Annotated in this window: 20 protein-coding genes and 1 riboswitch; of the genes, 15 read left to right on the forward strand and 5 right to left on the reverse strand. The window is 38.3% G+C overall.

All coding sequences use genetic code 11. The features are described 5' to 3' along the window. The first annotated feature begins 256 nt into the window (after window positions 1-256). The 6 genes from nikC (at window position 257) to AAFN87_RS18560 (ending at window position 8,508) form a co-directional block, all read left to right on the forward strand. Window positions 257-1,150, forward strand: a complete 894-nt coding sequence (nikC, locus tag AAFN87_RS18535; RefSeq protein ID WP_347792543.1) for a nickel transporter permease — start codon at window positions 257-259, stop codon at window positions 1,148-1,150. Window positions 1,151-1,162: 12 nt separating this feature from the next. Then, on the forward strand, window positions 1,163-2,125 hold the full coding sequence (locus AAFN87_RS18540; protein ID WP_347792544.1) for an ABC transporter permease: 963 nt from the start codon (window positions 1,163-1,165) through the stop codon (window positions 2,123-2,125). 25 nt (window positions 2,126-2,150) lie between these two features. Then, window positions 2,151-3,182: an ABC transporter ATP-binding protein gene (locus tag AAFN87_RS18545; RefSeq protein WP_347792545.1), complete on the forward strand. Its 1,032-nt coding sequence runs from the start codon at window positions 2,151-2,153 to the stop codon at window positions 3,180-3,182. Continuing rightward, the gene (locus AAFN87_RS18550) at window positions 3,154-4,167 is read left to right on the forward strand and encodes an ABC transporter ATP-binding protein (RefSeq protein ID WP_347792546.1); all 1,014 of its coding nucleotides are present in this window, start codon (window positions 3,154-3,156) and stop codon (window positions 4,165-4,167) included. The genes AAFN87_RS18545 and AAFN87_RS18550 overlap by 29 nt, the downstream gene beginning before the upstream one ends. Window positions 4,168-4,264: 97 nt before the next feature. Then, a complete protein-coding gene (locus tag AAFN87_RS18555) occupies window positions 4,265-5,434 on the forward strand; it encodes an exonuclease SbcCD subunit D (RefSeq protein WP_347792547.1) in 1,170 nt (389 codons plus the stop codon). Further along, entirely contained in the window at window positions 5,431-8,508 is a 3,078-nt protein-coding gene (locus AAFN87_RS18560) for an AAA family ATPase (RefSeq protein ID WP_347792548.1), read from the forward strand. The genes AAFN87_RS18555 and AAFN87_RS18560 overlap by 4 nt, the downstream gene beginning before the upstream one ends. Window positions 8,509-8,743: 235 nt before the next feature. Here the strand turns inward: AAFN87_RS18560 and AAFN87_RS18565 are convergent, their stop codons facing one another. Next, window positions 8,744-9,064: a magnetosome magnetite crystal formation protein family gene (locus AAFN87_RS18565; protein WP_347792549.1), complete on the reverse strand. Its 321-nt coding sequence runs from the start codon at window positions 9,062-9,064 to the stop codon at window positions 8,744-8,746. Window positions 9,065-9,185: 121 nt separating this feature from the next. After that, window positions 9,186-9,293: riboswitch (TPP riboswitch) on the forward strand. Between the two features lie 255 nt (window positions 9,294-9,548). Here AAFN87_RS18565 and thiT point away from each other — a divergent pair. Continuing rightward, complete coding sequence (thiT, locus tag AAFN87_RS18570) at window positions 9,549-10,100, forward strand: energy-coupled thiamine transporter ThiT (RefSeq protein ID WP_347792550.1); 552 nt, start codon at window positions 9,549-9,551, stop codon at window positions 10,098-10,100. A 375-nt stretch (window positions 10,101-10,475) separates the two neighbouring features. After that, complete coding sequence (gene map / locus AAFN87_RS18575) at window positions 10,476-11,231, forward strand: type I methionyl aminopeptidase (protein WP_347792551.1); 756 nt, start codon at window positions 10,476-10,478, stop codon at window positions 11,229-11,231. Between the two features lie 13 nt (window positions 11,232-11,244). Here the strand turns inward: map and AAFN87_RS18580 are convergent, their stop codons facing one another. Then, a complete protein-coding gene (locus AAFN87_RS18580; RefSeq protein WP_347792552.1) occupies window positions 11,245-11,967 on the reverse strand; it encodes a hypothetical protein in 723 nt (240 codons plus the stop codon). Window positions 11,968-12,298: 331 nt separating this feature from the next. Here AAFN87_RS18580 and AAFN87_RS18585 point away from each other — a divergent pair, with 331 nt between their 5' ends. The 3 genes from AAFN87_RS18585 to AAFN87_RS18595 are packed head-to-tail and all read left to right on the forward strand — an operon-like array spanning window position 12,299 to window position 15,493. Next, window positions 12,299-13,114: a polyphosphate kinase 2 family protein gene (locus AAFN87_RS18585; protein ID WP_347792553.1), complete on the forward strand. Its 816-nt coding sequence runs from the start codon at window positions 12,299-12,301 to the stop codon at window positions 13,112-13,114. A 14-nt stretch (window positions 13,115-13,128) separates the two neighbouring features. Next, complete coding sequence (locus tag AAFN87_RS18590; protein ID WP_347792554.1) at window positions 13,129-14,931, forward strand: M3 family oligoendopeptidase; 1,803 nt, start codon at window positions 13,129-13,131, stop codon at window positions 14,929-14,931. A gap of 4 nt (window positions 14,932-14,935) precedes the next feature. After that, window positions 14,936-15,493 carry a GNAT family N-acetyltransferase gene (locus tag AAFN87_RS18595; RefSeq protein ID WP_481886497.1) on the forward strand — a complete coding sequence of 186 codons (558 nt, stop codon included), beginning with the start codon at window positions 14,936-14,938 and terminating at the stop codon, window positions 15,491-15,493. A gap of 20 nt (window positions 15,494-15,513) precedes the next feature. On the opposite strand, the gene AAFN87_RS18600 is transcribed toward AAFN87_RS18595, so the two are convergent. The 3 genes from AAFN87_RS18600 to AAFN87_RS18610 all read right to left on the reverse strand — a co-directional run bounded on the left by AAFN87_RS18600 (window position 15,514) and on the right by AAFN87_RS18610 (window position 17,760). Then, on the reverse strand, window positions 15,514-16,080 hold the full coding sequence (locus AAFN87_RS18600; RefSeq protein ID WP_347792556.1) for a beta-class carbonic anhydrase: 567 nt from the start codon (window positions 16,078-16,080) through the stop codon (window positions 15,514-15,516). Between the two features lie 163 nt (window positions 16,081-16,243). Further along, window positions 16,244-16,393, reverse strand: a complete 150-nt coding sequence (locus tag AAFN87_RS18605) for a hypothetical protein (RefSeq protein ID WP_347792557.1) — start codon at window positions 16,391-16,393, stop codon at window positions 16,244-16,246. A 131-nt stretch (window positions 16,394-16,524) separates the two neighbouring features. Next, window positions 16,525-17,760 (reverse strand): aminopeptidase, encoded by a 1,236-nt coding sequence (locus tag AAFN87_RS18610; protein ID WP_347792558.1) that lies wholly within the window; start codon window positions 17,758-17,760, stop codon window positions 16,525-16,527. A gap of 199 nt (window positions 17,761-17,959) precedes the next feature. Here AAFN87_RS18610 and motA point away from each other — a divergent pair, with 199 nt between their 5' ends. From motA to AAFN87_RS18630, 4 genes are all read left to right on the forward strand, one after another. After that, a complete protein-coding gene (motA, locus tag AAFN87_RS18615) occupies window positions 17,960-18,760 on the forward strand; it encodes a flagellar motor stator protein MotA (RefSeq protein WP_347792559.1) in 801 nt (266 codons plus the stop codon). Next, window positions 18,744-19,511, forward strand: coding sequence for a flagellar motor protein MotB (motB, locus tag AAFN87_RS18620; protein ID WP_347792560.1), 768 nt, complete (start codon window positions 18,744-18,746; stop codon window positions 19,509-19,511). The genes motA and motB overlap by 17 nt, the downstream gene beginning before the upstream one ends. Window positions 19,512-19,612: 101 nt before the next feature. Further along, the gene (locus AAFN87_RS18625; protein WP_347792602.1) at window positions 19,613-20,701 is read left to right on the forward strand and encodes a carbohydrate kinase; all 1,089 of its coding nucleotides are present in this window, start codon (window positions 19,613-19,615) and stop codon (window positions 20,699-20,701) included. Further along, window positions 20,698-21,606: a pseudouridine-5'-phosphate glycosidase gene (locus AAFN87_RS18630; RefSeq protein WP_347792561.1), complete on the forward strand. Its 909-nt coding sequence runs from the start codon at window positions 20,698-20,700 to the stop codon at window positions 21,604-21,606. Before AAFN87_RS18625 ends, AAFN87_RS18630 begins: the two co-directional genes overlap by 4 nt. Window positions 21,607-21,671 lie beyond the last annotated feature (65 nt).

A 21,671-nucleotide genomic window follows, 5' to 3' on the forward strand; every position in this document is an offset into this window, starting at 1 on the left:
AACTATTTCGATATAGCCATATGAATAAAAAAAAAGACTATTTTATGCGTATTTTTAATAAAATACAGTTAAATATTGTTATTTCAGTAATGAATTTTCGGATTATAACACATCTAAAAAATATATTTTCTGAATTTTAATAAAATAAAAACTATTGAAATATTTTATATTTCATATATATACTGTAAGTCATATAGTTAAATAGCCTACAAGCTAGCAATTGTTCGACTATTGCATTAATGGAAGGATGGATGAAATGAGTGTGCAAACAGGAAATGCATTGGAGCCAATTAAAAGAAGCAGTCCACGATTTGAGTCATTTAAAACGTTTTCAAAACGACTAATGAAAAATAAAGCAGCTGTAATTGGTGGAATCGTTATTTTATTCATTATTCTTGTAGGAATTTTTGGACCGTTTCTTTTGAAAACCGATCCAAACGCACAAAATATTTTGAATAAACTACAGCCCCCATCAAAAGAGCATTGGTTTGGAACAGATAATTTTGGTCGGGATATTTTTACCCGTGTAATTTATGGAACAAAGCTAACATTAAAGGTTGGATTTCTATCTGTATTTCTTGGGGGAATAGTGGGTGTTACTTTAGGGGTAGTATCTGGTTACTATGGAGGCGTTATTGACACAATAATTATGCGTATTATGGATGTGTTATTAGCATTCCCTGGTATTTTATTAGCTTTAGCAATCGTTTCTGTTTTAGGGGGAAGTTTAACAAACGTAATCATTGCTGTTGGGATTTTCTCAGTCCCTGCGTTTGCCCGAATTGTACGCGGATCAACACTACAAGTGAAAAAACTAGAGTATATAGATGCTGTACGGGCTCTCGGTGCAAAAGATACCCGTATTATATTCAGACATATTTTACCGAATATTTTATCGCCTATTATAGTTCAAGCGACAATGCGTATTGCGACCGCGATATTAACGGCTTCCGGTTTAGCGTTTTTAGGGTTAGGTGCACAGCCACCAGCAGCGGAATGGGGAGCAATGTTAAGTGACGGCCGCTCGTACATGCATAATGCGGGCCATATGGTAATGTTCCCAGGCATGATGATTGTGATCGTCGTGCTGGCATTTAATATATTCGGAGATGGTTTGCGTGATGCACTTGATCCAAAAATGAAACAATAGGGGGGAACAAACGTGATTAAATATATTATCCGTCGTTTATTGCAAACGATTCCAGTATTAATTGGTGTTTCGATTTTAGTATTTTCATTGATGTTCCTTATCCCTGGAGACCCAGCGCAAGTAATGGCAGGAGAAGGTGCCTCACAGCAAACTATTGACAATATTCGTGAAAAGCTAGGTTTAAATGATCCAGCTTATGTTCAATATGGCCGTTTTTTAAACAATGCAATTCAAGGCGATTTAGGAAAATCCATTCGTAGTGGACGTCCGGTCATGGATGAAATAAAAATCCGTTTTTGGACAACTGTAGAACTCTCAATTTACTCAACCATTTTAGCAGTATTTCTTGGTTTAATTGCAGGTATTATCTCGGCAGTTCGTCATTATACGTTTACTGATATTGCAATTATGATTATTGCCTTATTCGGATTATCGATGCCGAACTTCTGGCTCGGTTTAATGTTAATCCAATGGTTCGCATTAGGGAATTTACCATTTGGTGATATGCCACCTTGGTTACTAGAAATTATTCATATGCGTCCATCTGGTTGGGGCGAATCTTGGCGACAGATGATCTTGCCAGTCATTACACTCGGAACAGGTGGAGCGGCAATTATTGCCCGTATGACGCGTTCTTCTATGCTGGAAGTAATCGAACAAGATTATATTCGTACAGCGCGTGCTAAAGGGGTATCGGAACGAATCGTTATTTATCGCCATGCACTAAAAAATGCTCTCATTCCTGTTGTAACAGTAATCGGTCTAGAATTTGGCGCCTTCTTAGGTGGAGCAGTATTAACTGAAACAATTTTTGCGATTAACGGTATGGGGCGCCTAACGATCGATGCAATAAGGCAACGAGATTTCCCAATCGTACAAGGAACAGTACTCGTCATTTCCCTACTGTTCGTACTCGTAAACTTGCTAGTTGATATTTCGTATAAGTTTTTAAATAAACGAATTGACTTGAACTAAACGGAAAAGAAACGAGGTGGACAAAATGACGCAACTAGAAAATATTTTAGAAGTTAATAATTTGCAAACAACCTTTGCAACAGACTATGGTGAAGTACATGCAGTAGACGGGGTGAGTTTTACTGTGCCGAAAGGAAAGACAATCGGAATAGTAGGTGAATCTGGCTCAGGTAAGAGTATTACAGCGCTTTCCATTTTACGTTTACTTGCTGTGAATGGGAAAGTAAAGGGCGGCGAAGTTCTTTTCAAAGGAAAAGATTTATTAAACCTAACGGAAAAACAAATGCGTGACATTCGTGGTAATCAAATTTCGATGATCTTTCAAGAACCAATGACATCATTAAACCCAGTTTACACAGTCGGACAGCAAATTAGTGAAACGCTCATTATTCATAAAAAGATCTCGAAAAGAGAAGCGATGGCACAATCGATTGAAATGCTCAAGCTAGTAGGCATTCCCTCTCCTGAAAAACGAGTTAAACAATATCCTTACGAGCTTTCGGGTGGGATGCGTCAACGTGTCATGATTGCGATGGCATTAGCATGTAATCCTGAGATTTTAATTGCTGATGAACCAACAACTGCGCTGGACGTAACGATTCAAGCACAAATTTTGGAGTTAATAAAAGATTTGCAAAACCGTTTAGGCATGTCGGTTATTATAATTACCCATGACTTAGGAGTTGTTGCGGAAACATGTGATTATGTTGCCGTTATGTATGCAGGGCAAGTGGTTGAGTATGCAGATGTCCGCTCATTATTTAAAAATCCAAAGCACCCTTATACATTAGGACTATTAAATTCATTACCGCGTCATGATATCGAGCAGGAAGCATTAATTCCGATTAAAGGGATGGTTCCTAGCCCGCATGATATGCCAGTAGGTTGCCGTTTTGCTCCGCGTTGTCCTGCAGTGACAGCACAATGCCGTGAAAGGCAGCCGAAGCTTGAAAGGAAAGAAGGGCAGGGACAAATTCGTTGTTGGATTTACTCAGACGAATGGGACGGCGAATCGGAGGTGACGCTATATGGCGAAAAAAGAACTGCTAAAAGTTGAAGGATTAAAACAGTATTTCCCTATTAAAGGGGGCTTTCTTGGCCGTACAGTGAATCACGTAAAGGCGCTTGATGGGATTTCGTTTACGATTTATGAAGGCGAAACAGTAAGTATTGTTGGGGAATCGGGTTGTGGTAAATCGACGACGGGACGTGCTATTTTACGTTTAGAGGAGCCGACAGATGGGGTTGTTGAATTCCAAGGGACGGATTTAACGAAAATTTCCAAAGGTGAGATGCGTAAGTTTCGGAAAGATTTGCAAATCATTTTCCAAGATCCATATGCATCCATTAACCCCCGACAAACAGTAGCGTCGGTATTAAATGAAGCGATGCAAATTCAAAATGTACTACCGCCGAATGAGCGTCGTGCACGTATCGAAGAGTTGCTTGAAACAGTAGGCTTGCGTCCATACCAAGCTGATCGTTACCCACACGAGTTCTCAGGTGGTCAACGTCAGCGTATTGGGATTGCGCGTGCGCTTTCTGTTAATCCGAAATTAATTATTTGTGATGAAGCAGTATCTGCACTAGACGTATCGATACAAGCACAAGTATTAAACTTATTAGAAGAACTTCAAAAAGAATATGGCTTAACGTATTTATTTATTTCGCATGATTTAGGTGTTGTTCGTCATATTTCAAATCGTATTATCGTTATGTATTTAGGAAAGATTGTAGAAATCGCGGATAAGGTAAGTTTATTTGAAAACCCGCAGCACCCATATACGAAGGCATTATTGTCGGCGATCCCTGTACCTGATCCGGATACGAAAAAGGATCGTATCGTCTTAAAAGGCGATGTACCTTCACCGATCGACCCGCCTACAGGTTGCCGCTTCCATACGCGTTGCCCATTCGCAACAGACAAATGCCGCAAAGAAGAGCCGCTGCTTCGAGCTTCTAATATTATGAAAGAAGGACATCAGGCAGCTTGTCATTACATGGAGGAAATAACAAAAGGTAGAATGACACCGAATTATTAAAAGTACTGCCACTTTTACGAATGTTTGTTCGTAAAAAGTGGTTTTTTATTTTGGGCATGATAGAATAGAAAAAAAGAAGTTCGAGGAGGCGTTCACGATGAAAATTTTCCATACAGCGGATTGGCATTTAGGAAAACTCGTACAAGGTGTTTATATGACGGAAGATCAGCGTTATGTGCTCGAGCAATTTGTAGCTGCGATTGATGAAGAACAGCCAGATGTCATTATCATTGCAGGGGACTTATATGATAGAGCTATTCCTCCAGTTGAAGCGGTTAATTTACTAGATGATATGTTAGCTGAAATTGTTTTGAAGCGTAACATTCCTATTGTCGCGATTGCAGGAAATCATGATAGCCCGACACGTGTACAATTCGGCAATCAACTTATGCAAAAAACAGGTTTGCATATCGTAGGTGAAATGACAGCAAGTTTAAAACCAGTCGTCATTTATGATGAGCATGGCCCTGTCCATTTTCATTTAATACCGTTTGCAGAGCCGTCAATCGTCAGAGCGGTGTTTGAGGATGATTCTATTGCGACATATGATGATGCAATGAAAATAGTAATTGAAAATTTACAAAGAGAAATGGATCCAGCAGCGCGCCATGTAGCAATAGCGCATGCTTTTATTACCCCATACGGCGAGAAAGGGGAAAATACAAGCGACTCCGAGCGACCGCTTGCAATAGGAGGTTCTGAGTGCATTGATGCCCATTATTTTGAGCCATTTCATTATACGGCACTCGGACATTTGCACCGCGCTCATTTCGTATTAAACGAAACAATTCGATATGCGGGATCTCCGTTGAAATTTTCCGTTTCTGAAGCAAATCATGAAAAAGGTTTTTTAGTCATTGATTTAGCAGCAGACGGCACGGTAACAACAACGAAACGTCTTCTCACACCACGCCGTGATTTGCGAATTGTGGAAGGGACATTACAAGAAATTTTACGACATGAAGAAAGTGAAGATTATGTCTTTGTACGTCTAACAGATATTACGCCAATTGTTGGGGCGATGGAGCAAATACGGACTGTTTATAAAAATGCAATGCATGTGGAGCGCAAGACATCGCGTGTTGAAAATATTATGCAAGAGGAAAAGATTACTCGCGACAAGCTAGACGACAGTACATTATTCAAAGGGTTTTTTGCGGAAATGACAGGCAATACCCCAAGTGATACAGCACTGCAAATTTTTGAAGAAGCGTTACAAGAGCTTTTAGCAGAAGAGCGTGAAGGGCAGGAGGTGACAGTGAAATGAAGCCAATAAAACTAACGATGCGTGCATTTGGTCCATATAAAGATACTGAAGTAATTGATTTTACGGAGCTGAAAGATAACCGCCTATTCGTTATTTCAGGTCAAACAGGTGCAGGGAAAACGACGATTTTTGATGGCATTTCCTTTGCATTATACGGCTCTGGAAGTGGACAAGACCGTAAAGAAAATAAATCGATGCGTAGTGATTTTGCAGATGACCAAGTGAACACTGCAGTAGAGCTAATATTCGAGGTACACGGGAGAAAATATCGTGTAATGCGCCAGCTTGCTCACGTGAAAATGGGAAATAAAGTAGCAACGGGTGAGGCTTATTCTTTTATGGAAATATTGCCAGATGGAACGGAAAAACAAGTAGTAGAGCGTCAAAAGGTTACGGATATTAATCAAAAAATCGAAGAAATTATCGGGCTTTCATATGATCAATTCAATCAAATTATCATGTTACCACAAGGTGAATTCCGTAAACTATTAACGTCCCAATCCGAAAATAAAGAAGCGATTTTGCGTAAAATATTTAAAACAGAGCGGTACGGACAAATTGCGAAAAAACTTGAAACGAAAAAGCAACTAGCTGAGCAACAGGAAAAAATCGCAAAAGCGCGTCGGGATAGTTATATCGAGCAAATCGCTGGAGCATTACCTCATCGTGACTCCCTACTATTTGAAAGGCTACAGGAGCGAGCGAATTTATACCAAATTAGCGAAGCATTAGATGAAGAATTGTTATATTACCAGATGAAAATCAAAAAGGATAATAAGCTTTATGAAGAAGCATTTAATAAGCATGATGTTCAGCAGAAAGCATTTATCGAACTACAAAGACAAAATGAACGTATCTCAGCCTTTGAGTTAAAACAAAAACAGCTAGCTGAAAAGCAAGCAGAGCAACCTATTTTCGATGCAAAGAAGGCACAATACGAGGCAGCGTTAAAGGCACAGCAGCTTACTCCTCTTTATAATCAATGTACACAATTAAAGAAAGAATTAGATGAAAAAACGCATGCAGTAAATACACTTTCTACACGTGCTAATCAGCTTCAACAGGAATTTTTGCAAGTTGAGCAACAGCTAAAAGTAGAAAACGAGCGTGAAGGGGAGCGCCATACTTATGTACAGCAGTTGGCGGAACTAGGAAAGCTAAAACCTGTATATGAAGAAATCGACCAGCTTATCACTACTGTTGAACAATTGCAAAATACAGTAAACGAACACCAAATGAAAGCGCAACAATTAGCAAACGATCATATTCAACTAAAGCAGTCTGCTGACAAGCTACAATTATTAATTGAACAAGATGAATTAAAAATCGCAAAGCTCCCTCAGTTACTAGAGGAGCAGCAATTTTTAAAAGAGGTAACAGCACTTTTTGCAAAACTTTCAGAAGAACAAGCTGTTGCAGAAAAGATAGCAATTAAACTTACGACACAACAGCAAGCATATGAAGTAGCGCAAAAACAATACGATGTGCAAATGGAAAAATGGTTAAATAGCCAAGCTCATACATTGGCATTAACTTTAGTACAAGGTGAACCATGTCCAGTTTGTGGAAGTACAGAGCACCCAGCTATTAGCGCAGCAAGTCTCGATCAGCTCGATCAATCCCAATTACAATTATTAAAAGGAAATGTGGACAAGCAATATCAGCTATTTATAGAACTGGAAACGAAGTTCAAAGTGGCACAGCAATCGCAAATAAGTTTTGAAGAGGAGCTGCAAAAATTAAATGTATCACTACATGCAAATGAACAATTGATGACACGCTACGAGGAAGTTATGAGTGAAGTCATGCATTTGCAAAAATTAACGCAATTAGTGACGGCAAATAAACAGCAACTACGCGATCTGCAGCAACAAATTACTCACCTAGAAATAACTAAGCAACAAGCTGAGCAATTGTACCATGAAGCAAATGCATCGTTCGTTCAGCAGCAAACAGTGCTTGAACAAAAGCGTATGAGTATGCCAACGAATGCAGCTAATTTAGCACAACTACAGCAAATGATTGCACAAGTTGAAGCACAATTAGTAGCATCTCAAAAAGCATTAAATATCGCACAACGTAATTATGAACAGGTGCATACAGAGAGTATTAAGACAAAGGAAATACTAAATGTTACAACGGAGCAACAGCAAGAGTTAGATGCAAAACTTACAACTGCTCGAGAACAGTTTGTAAACGATATGAAGGAAGCGGGTTTTGAAACGTTTAATCATTTTGCCGAGGCATCACGGACGAAGGAACAAATTGCCGAGTTGCAGCAAGCATATCTCGATTTTTCAAAGGAGTTACATGCACTTACTTCTTTTGTTGAACAAGAACAGCAGCAATTAGCAGATGTAGAAAAAGTGGATTTATCGCAAGCAGTAGCAAATCTTGCGGAATTAAAACAAGCGTATGAGGAAGCACTCCGAACAGTAAATGCTTCACAAGAATGCGAGAGACACTGTATTGATTACTCGGAAAAATTAGTAGCCATCGCCGATGAAATTACTGCTTTAGAGCAAATTTCGCATGAAATAATAGACTTATATAATATGCTGCGTGGACAAAATACGAAGAGAATCTCCTTTGAACGTTATATACAAATGGGCTATTTAGAACAAATTACTGAGGCGGCAAATGTACGCTTAAAGCATTTATCGAATGGCCAATATCAATTAATCTGCTCTGATCGTCAAGAATCCCATGGGAGACAAAGTGGATTGAGCTTAGATGTTTATGATAGTTATACCGGGCAAACACGCGATGTAAAATCGCTATCAGGCGGAGAGAAATTTAATGCATCACTATGTTTAGCATTAGGTATGGCAGATGTCATTCAAAGCTTCCAAGGTAGTGTGCGCATTGATACGATGTTTATTGATGAAGGTTTTGGTTCACTTGATGAAGAATCACTAATGCGTGCAATCGACACATTGATCGATTTACAAAAGTCAGGACGAATGATTGGTGTTATTTCACACGTCGCGGAGCTGAAAGCAGCAATTCCAGCTGTCCTCCAAGTAGAAAAGCTGAAAGAGGGCTTTAGCCGAACATCTATTGTCTTGAAATAATAAAAACAAGCTTCCCGTTAATTAGCACGGGAAGCTCGTCTTTTATTTTGAGCGTGTTGTCGTATTAGTTGATTGTTTCTTTGAATCGAGAACCTTTTTTACGACAGGATAGACAATAGGCGCCCATTTAATAGCTGTTTTGAAGATTTTGCTAATTTTCATAGTGTATGCACTCCTTCGATTAAGGTGCTCATTAGATGTGTTAAATATACATTTTTCAGCAAAGTACTATACATTAACGCATTACTTTTATTCCTTGTACTATATTCCAAATAATTAAAGCTAAATAAATTAATCCATAAAGTAACATACCGCCAATGCTAAAGAATATTAAATTATCATCGCCTTGATATCCTCCAAAAGAAAGCCCAAATATAAAATAAATGACAAAGAAAAATCCGAGTATTACAGGAATAATATGTGATAATAATGCCCGTTTAGCATGGCGTTTTACTTCTTCATCTTGAACAACAATCCAAATGATAACAGGGACTATAAAAGGTGCGAAAAAGACGCTAAAATAATTCAATGCACTTAATACTTTATTGTTATCCATAAAACAGTCCTCCCTTTTGTATTATGTACGCAAAATACCATCTATTAGTTTCAAATTTCTTCATAGTTGAAAATTTAACAATAATTCAGTAGAATGGAATTGTTCTAACAATAAATAATTGTATAACCACAAGGGGAGCCGATTAAGTCGGCTGAGATTGTACACTAGTTGTACTAACTCTTTGAACCTGTAAGTTAACACTTGCGTAGGGATGTGGATAGATACCGACTTCTAAGCGATGTCAGGCTCTGTCCTGATGTTGCTTTTTTATTGTAAGAAAGTATAAGTTTCTGGAGTTCGAGCAGTGTCGAGCTCCAGCGCCCAGCCACTCGAGGTAGTGGTCTGCCCTCTATCGAAAGCGAGAAAGCTGCTTTCAAACTCGGGTTTGCAAGTAGCTGTCGGGGCTAAGCAGGGCGCTTGTGCGTTTCTTATAGGCTTCTATTCCTCCTCTTAGTTCTAGGGAACAAAAGAAAGGAGACTTGTTATGAACAGAGAAAGATTATTGATGTTAGTAGAAATTGCTATTTTTGCTGCAATCGGAATTATTTTAGACATGTTGTCGTTTAGTTTACCACAAGGTGGCTCAGTTAGTTTTGTTATGGTGCCGATTGTGTTAATGGCGATGCGCTGGGGTATAGGAGCAGGCCTTGTTACAGGACTACTTATCGGCGTATTGCAAATGGTGTTAGGTCCAAAAATTTATCACTGGGCACAAGCTTTACTTGATTACGGTTTTGCGTTTACAGCTGTAGGACTCGCGGCAGTTGTGAGACAACCATTATTAACAGCACTAGCTGGGATGAATAAAGTAAAAATAGCTATCTATGTTTCAATTGGTGCAATTATTGGTGGCCTTTTACGCTACTTCGTACACACATTATCAGGGGTTGTATTCTTCTCTGAATATGCCGGTGATCAAAATGTATGGGTATATTCTATTGTTTACAATGGGTCGTATATGTTGCCAGCGATAATATTAACAGCTGTTGTCTGTGCATTTTTATTTACAGCATCACCAAAGTTGTTGAAACGATAAATAAGATACCTAGCCACTACTTCGGTGAACACTGAGGTAGTGGTTTTTTGTGTGTATTTATGTATTTGATTCGAGCGGAAAAGGAGCTCCAGCGGGTGAATCGTTGTGCCACGGGCGAAAAAGGAGCTCCCGTGGGCGAAAACCGGTGTCCCACGAGCGAAAAAGGAGCTCCCAGGGGCGAAAACTGGTGTGCCACGAGCGAAAAGGAGTTCCCATGGGCGAAAACCATTGTGCCACGGGCGAAACACAAGCTCCCACGAGCGAAACAGGACTTTCGTCTAAGTACTAAATGAAAAAACAAGATACGAGTAGCACTATTTATTTTCATAAGTATGTTATATTAGAAAGAGATTTTTTAGAGGAAGGACGTTTAAAATGATTGTAAAAACTCAAGAAGAATTAGATGCTTTTAAAAAAATCGGTCGAATCGTTGCGGAAATACGTGAAGCAATGAAGGCTGCTACAAAACCTGGTGTGACAACGAAGGAACTAGACGAAATTGCTGGTCGTATGTTTGAAGAGGTTGGCGCTGTTTCAGGTCCTAAAGGTGAATACGACTTCCCAGGATATACTTGCATTAGTGTTAATCATGAAGTTGCTCACGGTATCCCAGGAAGCAAAGTAATTCAAGAGGGCGATTTAGTTAATATTGATGTTTCAGGTTCTTTGAATGGTTATTTTGCGGATACTGGTATTTCGTTTGTTGTTGGTGATGGTTATGAAGAGAAAGAAAAACTATGCGCTGTAGCAAAATCTGCATTTGAACGTGCAATGACGAAAGTAAAAGCAGGCTCAAAATTAAACCAAATAGGTAAAGCAGTTGAGCGTGAAGCGAATGACCACGGCTTAACAGTTATTATGAATTTAACAGGTCACGGTCTTGGGAAATCTCTACATGAAGCACCTGACCATATATTAAATTATTATGATGCGTGGGATTCGACTATGATGAAAGAAGGAATGGTTTTAGCAGTAGAGCCATTCATTTCAGCAAAAGCAGAGCATATCGTTGAAGCAGGTGACGGCTGGACATTCATTACACCAGACAAATCACTTGTAGCACAAATTGAGCATTCTATTATCGTTACAAAAGATAAACCGATTATTTTAACAACTTTAGAAAATGAATAAAAAAATCGTGGGTTTAATACCCACGATTTTTTTTGACGAATAAAATGCCAGCGATGAGTACACCGCATAAAAATAATGCAGCTGTAGTAACTAAAAGCTCCTCTAAGCCGTTTTGAATTGCAATACCTACATAGCCCCAAATAAATATGATTGGCGCAACAATATCGAAATGGTGATAGCGCAGGTGAAGTGCAATTGCAGTACCAAATGTTAACAAAATAACAGCCCATAGTGCATTACTTAATCCGAATCCATGCCAGTTAAAGTAAACAATTATATAGGACATAAAGGTAATAAAGAAAAACAAGCTCCAACTTAAAAATAAAGCAATCGGTATACGAATCTTAATATTTTCAGTCGTTAACGGGTACGTAATATATAGTCCGAACAAAGAAAGGAGTTGTAAAACGAATAAAAAGATAGCGATGCCATTTTGGCCATTATGCCATGCAATAAAAAAGCTTATAAGAAAAATACTCGAAATAGCGAATAAGGTCGTTTGTAGCGACGTGACGGAGTTCGAGTTGCGATGTTTATAACAGTGCACAATCCATACTACAAGACTTGCAAATATTAATAACCAGCATAAATATACGTAATTGGCTGGGGAGAATAATAGCGGTAAACGATTAATAAGCTCAATTGTCGATTTTCCACTTAAACTACGCCAAAATGTTTGAATTGTAAATGCTGACATCACTAGTAAAAAACTAAAAAGTATTAAAATACGGCCCATTAAGCCCTCTCCTTTCTCTAGAATTATATACATTTCAACAGTTTTCAACAACAAATACAAAGTAAAATAATGATAGCATAAAATGATATTTCCATTTGAGGAGAGCTCTATTCGTGAAGTCATAATAAAAAGGTGTATTACCCCGTGAAACTTCTATCGGTGTAGAATACTTTCATCTACACCGATAGTTAGTAGAACCAATCGGACATTTACAGGCAGTTAAAAAAATCTGAAAATAAAGTTAAATATTTAGTTAATTACAAGTAAAAGGGTATTACTACCAGTTAATCTGCGATAAAATAGAAATAATACATAAAAAAGGGGGGATAAGATGGTGAAATTGAAAGATTTAGATTTGTCATTAGAGCTCGATAAAAAAATGTATAAAAAGAAAATAAAAGTCCTTCAATATGAAATGTTAAACGCGCAACAATTTTTGTTCAACAATAAGATTGGTTTAATTTTAGTATTTGAAGGTATGGATGCAGCTGGTAAAGGTGGGGCCATTAAACGATTAACGGAACGAATAGATCCACGTGGTTTGATTGTCCATCCAATTTCAGCGCCGCAGCCACATGAACTACGCTATAACTACATGCACCGCTTTTGGCGAAAGCTGCCACAGCACGGACAAATTGCAATTTTTGACCGCTCTTGGTACGGGCGTGTATTAGTGGAGCGCATTGAAGGCTTCGCTACAAAAGAAGAGTGGAGTCGTGCATACGATGAAATTAATGACTTTGAAAAATTATTAACTGATGGCGATTATATCGTGATGAAATTCTGGATACATATCGATTCAGATGAACAATTGAAACGCTTTAATGAACGTGCCGAAGATCCGTATAAAGCGTGGAAGCTAACAGATGAAGATTGGCGCAATCGTGAAAAATTTGATGATTATGTTGTAGCGGCAAATGAAATGTTCAAAAAAACGGACACTGAAAATGCACCATGGATTGTAGTACCAGGTAATGATAAATTGCATGCGCGTGTACAAGTATTGAAAGAGACGATTGCGCATATAGAAAAAGAAGCAACACGTCGAGGACTAAGCTTGACGAACATGTTAAATAAAGAGCAAGAAGAAGTGCAGGAGCAAGAAAGTACAAAAGAAAAAAGAAAACAAAAAAATAAGAGCATTTAATGGAGGAAAAAACAATGACAAAAACACTTTATCCAGAAGTATGGGACTTAGATGTATTTTTCCCTGGTGGTAGTCACTCGAAAGAATTTCACGCTTTTATTAATGCAATTCCAGAAAAGATTGCTACGTTAACGGCGCATGTCCAAGGCCTACAAGTACCAACTTCGAAAATTGAAGCAAATATTTTAGCGGATACACTTGAAAAATTTAAAGAAGTGAACGCAAATATGGGACAAGCTGGAGGCGTTTTATCTTGTTTAACAGCACAAGATATGACTGATCGACAAGCGCTATTATTACAAAGCCAGCTTAGTGCAATCGGTGCTACTGTTGCACCTGCTGCATTACGTTTTCACCAATTGCTAGGTGAAATTGATTCTGAAGTATTTGAAGAACTATTAACAACAGAAGAGCTTAGCGATTTCGCTTTCGTATTAACTGAATGGCGTGAAAAATCAAAACAAAGACTTTCTGAACAGGAAGAAGCATTAATTGCATCACTCGGAGTCGATGGTTACTCATCTTGGGGCCAAATGTACAATTTATTAATTGGTGATATTAAAGTTGAAGTCGAAGTGGATGGTGAAGTAAAGCAGCTATCTGTTGGACAAGCAAATAATTTAAGCTCACATCCTAATGCACAAGTTCGCCAAGCAGCTTTCGAGGCTCTTGAAAAAGTATTCACAGAAAAAGAAGAGTTTTTTGCAAAGACATTAAATCACTTAGCTGGATTCCGTCTAGCGACATATAAAAAACGTGGTTGGGAAGAAGTATTACAAGAACCATTACAAATTAATCGTATGAAACAAGAAACATTAGATGCAATGTGGGGAGCAATTACGGACAATAAAGAACCGTTTGCAAAATTCCTTACACATAAGGCGCAAATGCTTGGAAAAGAAAAGATGGACTTTTATGATTTTGATGCTCCGGTAACAACATCAACAGCAAAGCTATCTTATCAACAAGGGGCTGAATTTATTTTAAAGCAATTCGGTAAATTCGGACCGGAATTAGAAAAATTTGCACGTATGGCATTTGAAGACGGCTGGATTGAAGCAGAAGATCGTGATAATAAACGACCAGGTGGCTTCTGTACAGGTATGCCACTTGCCAATCAATCACGCATTTTCATGACTTATTCGGGTTCAATGTCAAACGTTTCGACGCTTGCACATGAATTAGGACATGCATTCCACTCATATGCATTACGTCCAGTGCATATGTTAAATCGTGGTTATGCGATGAACGTAGCAGAAACAGCATCCACATTTGCTGAAATGATTGTAGCGGATGCAGCAGTAAATGAAGCAGCTACTAAGGAAGAAAAAATTGCGTTACTAGAAGATAAAGTTCAACGTTCAGTAGCGTTCTTTATGAATATTCATGCGCGCTTCTTATTTGAAACACGTTTCTATGAGGAGCGTAAAGGTGGCATAGTATCGTCAGCTCGTTTAAATGAGTTAATGGAAGAGGCGCAACGTGAAGCATATGCAGGTGCACTTGGAGAAGCACATCCGCATTTCTGGGCATCTAAAATGCATTTCTATATTACAGGTGTACCGTTCTATAACTTCCCGTACACTTTTGGTTACTTATTCTCGTTAAGCATTTACGCAAAAGCACGAGAAGAAGGTAGCAACTTTGAAGAAAAGTATATAGCGTTATTACGTGATACAGCAGTGATGACAGTAGAAGATTTAGCAATGAAGCATTTAGGGGAAGATATAACGAAACGTGATTTCTGGGAGAAGGGCATTGCTCTATGTATAACAGATGTTGAAGAGTTTATTGAGCTTACTTCAAAAGAAGGGTGATTCAGTGATTGCAATCGAATGTGATCAGTGCGATTTACGTACTTTAGTTGAGTCTGATGCAACAAGTTTAGCGATACTTCTTTCTGATAATAAATATTTTTGGTCAACGTATGAACCGCTACATCGGCCGGATTTTTATACGGTAGAGGCACAGCGTAGAAAGATTGCTGAGAACTTAATGTTACTAGCTGAAAAACGCGAATTTTCATTTGGTATTTTTGCAAAAGGTACGAATAAATTAATTGGCCATATTTCGTTGTATGCGGTGAAACGCTTACCTTATTCAAGCGCATTTGTTGGCTATTCGATGGATGAACGATATGCAGGGCGGGGAATTGCGACGGCTGCAACACGAGCAGTTGTGCAGTTTGCATTTAATCAAGTAGGAGTGCATCGTGTAGAGGCGTATGTTTCACCGAGAAATGAGGCATCTATTCGCGTATTAGAAAAGACTGGATTTACTAGGGAAGGATTGCTACGTAAACTTCTTTTTATAAACGGCGAATGGGTCGACCATTTTATGTATGCGATATTGCAGGAAGATGAAAACGCGCGGAGATAGTTTCCGCGCGTTTTTCTTATTTAAAGATATTCACTACCATTTTGTACTAAATCTAGGCGTCCTGTGCTAGGGTCAATAACAAGACCATGTACAGGTATTCCTTTTGGCATTAGTGGATGTTTACGCACTAAGTCTACACTTTTTACTACACTTGTCGTTACATCGCCAAAGCCACGCAACCATTCGCGTAAATCAAATACCGAATAATTCACAGTGTCAATTGTCTCTTGTTTAATGCCGCGTTCTTTCATATGACTAAGCATCACATCAGGATCGATGGCGCTCATCCCACAATCATAGTGACCAATAACGTATACTTCTTCTGCTTGAAGCTCATATACCGCTACTAACAGACTGCGCATAATTCCTCCGAATGGATGATTAACGATTGCCCCTGCGCTTTTTACGATTTTTACGTCGCCATTCCGTAAATTCATAGCTTTCGGTAATAGCTCGACTAATCGCGTATCCATACAAGAAAGAATTACAATTTTTTTATCTGGATACTTTGTTGTAATAAAAGGTTCGTACTTTTTATCTGTTACGAACACTTCGTTAAAGCTTAAAATTTCTTGCAGTGAAGTCATTTCCTTACCCCTTTCCTTACATTACAATTTTAAAGCAAAAGAAAGAGAATTCAAACTATATCGACATATATGAGAAAATTTCTTGTGAAAATCGAGCGAACATTTATTAAAAAAGCATATAAATGAAAAAAAACAGTCGCTAAAACGCGACTGTTTTAAATAATTATTTTTTAGGATCGATACGTACAGAATCAGAAGAATTTAAACCTACTTGTAAGAAATGGATAAAGAACCATAAACAAATAAGAATAACTACCGAGAAACCTAGTACAGTTGTGTAGTACTCAGGTCCAAATGGATGGTGATGATTCATAATAGTGAGCCCCTCCAAAAATATATTTATTACAATAATTATACATTAAACAATCTAGCAATTGTAGTAGATTTTCGTATTAGTTAAATTTTACTAGCGTAACTGTGACGACATTATGAAAGAAGAGACAGCTAAAATGCCCAATTGCCTTTACGGAATACTGGTTCACTTTGACCATCAGCTGTAATTCCGTCGATGTTCATATCTCCAGAACCAATCATAAAGTCAACATGTGTAATACTTTGGTTTAAGCCATTTGCAGCTAGCTCATCTTGCGACATCGTTTTGCCACCTTCTAAACAAAACGCATAGGCGCTACCGATTGCTAAATGGTTCGATGCATTTTCATCAAATAATGTATTGAAGAATAATAAGTTAGAAGCAGAAATAGGTGATCCATGTGGTACTAATGCCACTTCGCCTAAATAGTGTGAGCCCTCATCTGTTTCTACAAGCGCTTTTAACACTTCTTCTCCTTGCTCTGCCTCAACATTTACGATGCGACCATTTTCAAATGTTACTTTAAAATTGTCGATAATATTGCCGCCGTAGCTTAGTGGCTTTGTACTCGATACATACCCATTTACGCCTGTCTTATTCGGCACAGTAAAAACTTCCTCTGTCGGCATATTTGCCATAAACTCATGACCACGTTCATTGACACTACCAGCACCACACCATAAATGTCCTTTAGGTAATTCGATTGTTAAATCTGTACCAGGAGCAGTGTAATGTAGCTTTGCATAATTTTTATTATTTAGGTAAGCTACTTTTTCATGTAAAGTTTCATCGTGCTTCTTCCATTCCTCAATAGGGTTTGCTAAATCTGCACGTGTCGCCTTGAAGATCGCATCCCATAAAGCATCTACTTGTTCGTTTTCTGGAAGAGCAGGGAATACTTTAGCTGCCCACTTTGCAGATGGTGCTGCAATAACAGTCCAGCTTATTTTGTCAGATTGAACGTACTGGCGGTATTTATTAAGAGCTGTTCCCGTTGCTTTTTGGTTAGCTGCAATACGCTTTGAGTCAATCCCTTTTAATAAATCCGGGCTTTGTGAAACGACAGACATAAAAGCAGCACCTTGCTCAGCTAACGACTCACGCTCTAATATTTTCCATTCAGGGAAGTAGTCGAATGAATCTTCGGGCGCTAATTCGTAACGAAGACGAGCGATTTCATCATCAGTAAAATCAACAAATACTTGCTTGGCTCCATTTTCATATGCCACCTTCGTTACTAAACGAACAAATGGTACAGTTTCAGTTGAAGCTTGGATATAAAGGTATTGGTCCTTTTGAATATTTATTCCTACCTTTACTGCTAATTCAGCATACTTTAATAAATTTTCATCAAAATTTGAGCTCATTGGTTTATTACCTCCGTTTTGGATTAATATAATTTTTGAAATATTGATTCTATATAATTAAATATACCGAATTTTACAAGAAAAAACATTAATACATCGAAAAAACATTGAATTGCTATTATACTAGATGAATAGAACTATTAAAAAACTGAAAATATGACCGAAGTAAATACAGAAATAGTAATTGGAGGTAGTACATATGGATATATCATCGGTTATAGGGATAGTAATCGCCTTTGCTGCATTACTAACAGGTATGGTGTTAAAAGGTGTTGGACTTGGTGCATTAATGAATCCAGCAGCTATTTTAATTATCATCTTCGGGACGATTGCGGCAGTAACTATTGCATTCCCTATGAAAGAACTAAAACGAGTACCAAAATTATTTAAAATCCTATTTACAGAAACAAAATTAGCAAATGATATTGATATTATTAAAATGTTCTCACAGTGGGCGGATTTAGCTCGTCGTGAAGGATTATTAGCACTCGAAAGTAAAGCAGCAGAAGTGGAAGATCCGTTTTTGAAAAATGGCTTAACACTTGCTATTGATGGACAAAACGCCGACTATATTCGTGATGTATTAACAGAAGAAGTAGAGGCGATGGAAGACCGTCATGCTAGTGGCGCAGGGATTTTCTCACAAGCTGGTACATATGCTCCAACTCTTGGGGTACTCGGAGCTGTAATTGGATTAATTGCAGCGTTAAAAGATATGAATGATATTGAAAAACTAGGACATGCCATTTCAGCCGCTTTCGTAGCAACATTACTAGGTATCTTTACTGGTTATGTATTATGGCATCCATTTGCAAACAAGCTGAAACGAAAATCAGCTATCGAAGTAAAACAAAAACAAATGATGATAGAAGGTATTTTATCTGTTCTTGAAGGGGAAGCACCACGTGTAATTGAGCAAAAACTTGCTTCTTACTTAACAATGGAAGAACGTAAGCAAATTACGGAAAGCGGGGCGGGTGGCCTTGGCAAAGAAGCATAAAAAGCATAAAAAGCACGAAGAACATATGGACGAGTCCTGGTTAGTACCGTATGCCGATATACTAACATTACTACTAGCTTTATTTATCGTACTATTTGCCTCCAGTTCTGTCGATCAAGAGAAAATGGATCAGATGGCAGCTGTATTCGGTCAAGTTTTTAATGGCGGTTCCGGTGTGATGGAAAACTCAGCAGTAGTACCGAATCCAAATGCGTCAAGCGAGCAACTTAACGATGCAGTTACTAAATACTTAGAAGACCAGGAAGAATTGCAACAAATTCAAGGCCGAGTAGATGAATTTATTGCTGTAAATGAGTTAGAAGAGCAGTTTGAATCAAAAATGACCGACGAGGGCTTGCTCATTACGATTCGTGATAGCGTTTTATTTGATCCAGGGAAAGCAAACGTCAAACAAGAGTATTTACCAATTGCCACGGAGCTTTCGAAAATTTTAGTATTTAATCCACAGCGCAATGTGGTTGTAACAGGTCATACGGATAATGTACCGATGAATAATGCAGAATTCAGGTCAAACTGGGAATTATCTGTAATGCGTGCAGTGAATTTCTTGAAAATTATTGTAGATAGTAATCAAGAGCTCGATTCAAAATACTTTAGCGTAAAAGGCTTCGGGGAATTTAATCCAATCGAATCTAATGATACTGCTGAGGGACGTGCGAAAAACCGCCGTGTAGAAGTACTTATACAACCATTAATTGCTGAAGATGGTACGGCAATTGTAGATCAATAATGAAAACAACATGTATCAATTTATTTTGATACATGTTATTTTTTTGACTTTATAAAAACAAAAGTTTATAATCTAAACAAATGTTCAAAAGGAGATACATGATGAATGAAAAAGAAAAACTAGTATTGCAATGTATTCATGATAATCCTTATTTATCTCAGCAGGAAATGGCGGATAATCTTAATATGTCTCGACCGGCCCTTGCCAATACTATTTCCAGCCTAATAAAAAAGGGAGAGATTATTGGACGTGCGTATGTGCTACCTCATAAGGGCACAATAGTTGCAATTGGTGGAGCAAATGTAGATAGAAAATTTCATATTACTGATGAAGTTCAGCTTGCCACTTCAAATCCTGCTACTGCAACTGAAAGCGTCGGTGGTGTAGCGCGAAACATTGCTGAAAATCTTGGCCGTTTAGGTAGTAAAGTAAAGCTATTAACAACAGTTGGGCATGACCAAGATGCAGAAATGATTGAACGTGCAAGTAGTGCATTTATCGAATTAGATTTAGTAGAAAAGCTAGAAGCGCAGCAAACAGGTTCTTATACAGCTGTATTAGACCGTGATGGCGAACTTGTCATTGCGCTTGCTAATATGGAAATTTATAATGCACTAACCCCGGCTATTTTACAAAAAAACGAGGCGACATTAATGAACGCATCGGGCATTATTATTGATTTAAACTGTCCGAAAGAAACAGTCATATACGTTCAGCAATTAGCACGAGATCGTGGTATTCCACTTACAATTGTCCCTGTTTCATCACCGAAAATGAATCGCATGCCAAATGATTTAACAGGTGTTACGTATTTCATTTGTAATCGAGATGAAGTAGAAGCTTATTTACAAGTCCAGCTTAGCGATGAAGCAAGCTATTTTGAGGCAGTAAGAAAGCTTCTAGAAAAAGGTGCTAAACATGTTGTATTAACGCTTGGAAATAAAGGAGTCATCGCAGGTAGTAAAGACGATTTGCAGCATTATCCTGCCTATAGTGTAGATCATATTATTGACGTAACAGGTGCAGGTGACGCATTTGTTAGTGCTTGTTTACACGGCATTATGCAAGAAGATGCGTTTAGTGATGCCATTGAATTTGGTTTATATCATGCAGCGAATACGTTACAAGCAGATACGACAGTGCGCCAAGTTGCACAAGACGAATATAAAAACTGGAGGAATTTAAAATGAAACAATATTTATCATATTCACAAGAAGTACTAGAGGCAAAGGAAAAAGGACTACCAATCGTAGCACTTGAATCTACAATTATTTCACACGGTATGCCATATCCGCAAAACGTAAAAACAGCGCGTGAAGTAGAACAAATTATCCGTGACAACGGTGCAGTTCCAGCTACAATTGCACTAATCGACGGTAAAATCAAAATCGGTTTATCTGATGAAGAATTAGAAATGTTCGGTAATGCACAAGGGGTAGCAAAAGCTTCTCGCCGTGACTTAGGTTACTTACTAGCTACGAAAAAACTAGGTGCGACAACAGTTGCTGCGACGATGATTTGTGCAGAACTTGCAGGTATTGAGCTATTCGTAACAGGCGGTATCGGTGGGGTACACCGTGGAGCTGAAACAACAATGGACATTTCAGCTGACTTAGAAGAATTAGCGATGACAAATGTTGCAGTAGTTTGTGCTGGTGCAAAATCAATTTTAGACATTGGCTTAACTTTAGAATACTTAGAAACAAAAGGTGTACCAGTTATCGGTTACGAAACGGATGTATTACCAGCATTCTACACACGTGAAAGCGATTTTAATGTCAATTTCCGTGCTGATTCAGCTGAAGAAGTAGCTGCAATGATGCGTGCGAAATGGGATTTAGGTTTACGTGGTGGAGCGATTATTGCAAACCCAATTCCAGTGGAGCATTCAATGGAGGCAAGCTTCATTAACGGCATTATTGCTACAGCTTTAAAAGAAGCAGAAGAACAAGGTATTGCAGGTAAAAACGTAACACCATTTTTATTAGGTAAAGTAAAAGAATTAACTGAAGGCAAATCTTTAGACGCAAATATTGCATTAGTTAAACATAATGCAAAAGTTGGCGCAGGCATTGCCGTTGCTTTAAACAAGTAATTATTTTGAAAGTCGCCGGTAAACCAAGAAAACTCAAATATAACAAAAAAATTGTGGACTCCCTA

This window comes from Solibacillus sp. CAU 1738 (assembly GCF_039888725.1).
Lineage (GTDB): Bacteria > Bacillota > Bacilli > Bacillales_A > Planococcaceae > Metasolibacillus.

Bases quoted from the DNA above. Each gene is read 5' to 3' on its own strand.
- AAFN87_RS18610 (WP_347792558.1), bottom strand. From the start codon at position 17,760: ATGAGCTCAAATTTTGATGAAAATTTATTAAAGTATGCTGAATTAGCA.
- map (WP_347792551.1), top strand. From the start codon at position 10,476: ATGATTGTAAAAACTCAAGAAGAATTAGATGCTTTTAAAAAAATCGGT.
- AAFN87_RS18585 (WP_347792553.1), top strand. From the start codon at position 12,299: ATGGTGAAATTGAAAGATTTAGATTTGTCATTAGAGCTCGATAAAAAA.
- AAFN87_RS18555 (WP_347792547.1), top strand. From the start codon at position 4,265: ATGAAAATTTTCCATACAGCGGATTGGCATTTAGGAAAACTCGTACAA.
- AAFN87_RS18600 (WP_347792556.1), bottom strand. From the start codon at position 16,080: ATGACTTCACTGCAAGAAATTTTAAGCTTTAACGAAGTGTTCGTAACA.
- AAFN87_RS18550 (WP_347792546.1), top strand. From the start codon at position 3,154: ATGGCGAAAAAAGAACTGCTAAAAGTTGAAGGATTAAAACAGTATTTC.
- AAFN87_RS18565 (WP_347792549.1), bottom strand. From the start codon at position 9,064: ATGGATAACAATAAAGTATTAAGTGCATTGAATTATTTTAGCGTCTTT.
- AAFN87_RS18605 (WP_347792557.1), bottom strand. From the start codon at position 16,393: ATGAATCATCACCATCCATTTGGACCTGAGTACTACACAACTGTACTA.
- AAFN87_RS18590 (WP_347792554.1), top strand. From the start codon at position 13,129: ATGACAAAAACACTTTATCCAGAAGTATGGGACTTAGATGTATTTTTC.
- motA (WP_347792559.1), top strand. From the start codon at position 17,960: ATGGATATATCATCGGTTATAGGGATAGTAATCGCCTTTGCTGCATTA.
- AAFN87_RS18625 (WP_347792602.1), top strand. From the start codon at position 19,613: ATGAATGAAAAAGAAAAACTAGTATTGCAATGTATTCATGATAATCCT.
- AAFN87_RS18580 (WP_347792552.1), bottom strand. From the start codon at position 11,967: ATGGGCCGTATTTTAATACTTTTTAGTTTTTTACTAGTGATGTCAGCA.
- nikC (WP_347792543.1), top strand. From the start codon at position 257: ATGAGTGTGCAAACAGGAAATGCATTGGAGCCAATTAAAAGAAGCAGT.
- AAFN87_RS18630 (WP_347792561.1), top strand. From the start codon at position 20,698: ATGAAACAATATTTATCATATTCACAAGAAGTACTAGAGGCAAAGGAA.
- thiT (WP_347792550.1), top strand. From the start codon at position 9,549: ATGAACAGAGAAAGATTATTGATGTTAGTAGAAATTGCTATTTTTGCT.
- AAFN87_RS18545 (WP_347792545.1), top strand. From the start codon at position 2,151: ATGACGCAACTAGAAAATATTTTAGAAGTTAATAATTTGCAAACAACC.
- AAFN87_RS18560 (WP_347792548.1), top strand. From the start codon at position 5,431: ATGAAGCCAATAAAACTAACGATGCGTGCATTTGGTCCATATAAAGAT.